We start from the raw sequence: 539 nt of genomic DNA on the forward strand, positions 1-539 counted from the left end.
GGCGCATGCGCACGCCCAGGTGCGCGGCGTGCTCGACGCCGTGCACGCGGCCGCGCAGCGCGGCCACTGGTGCCTGGGCCACGTGCGCTACGAGGCGGCGGCGGCGTTCGACGCCGCCCTGCAAACGCACGCGGCGGATGGCCCGCTGGCGTGGTTTGCCGTGCACGACGGGCCCCTGCCCTGGCCGGAGGAAGACACCGGGCAAGGGCCCACGCACGCGGCATGGCTGGAGTGGCAGGACAGCCTCGACCGGGCCGATTTTGACGCCGCGCTGGCGCGCATCCAGCAGGCCATCGCTGCGGGCGAGCTGTACCAGGTGAACTACACCGCCCCGCTCAGGGGCCGCTTGCAGGGCGGAGCCGACGCGCTGTTTGCCGCACTGCAGCGGGCCCAGCCCGGAGGCTACGCGGCGCATATCGACACCGGAGCGCAGCAGATTCTGTCGGTCTCGCCCGAACTGTTCTTTGACTGGCAGGACGCGCCCGGCGGCGGCGCCATCCTCGCGCGCCCCATGAAGGGAACGGCGCCGCGCGGCGCCA

At 74.0% G+C, this 539-nt stretch carries 1 protein-coding gene; it reads left to right on the forward strand.

Translation table 11 applies throughout. The annotated features are described in order from the left end of the window. A partial coding sequence (locus tag VTU_RS0106195) for a chorismate-binding protein (RefSeq protein ID WP_010102160.1) occupies nucleotides 1-539 on the forward strand: 539 nt, incomplete at both ends.

It is taken from the genome of Verminephrobacter aporrectodeae subsp. tuberculatae At4, from assembly GCF_000193225.1.
In the GTDB taxonomy this organism is placed as follows: Bacteria; Pseudomonadota; Gammaproteobacteria; order Burkholderiales; family Burkholderiaceae_C; genus Acidovorax; species Acidovorax aporrectodeae.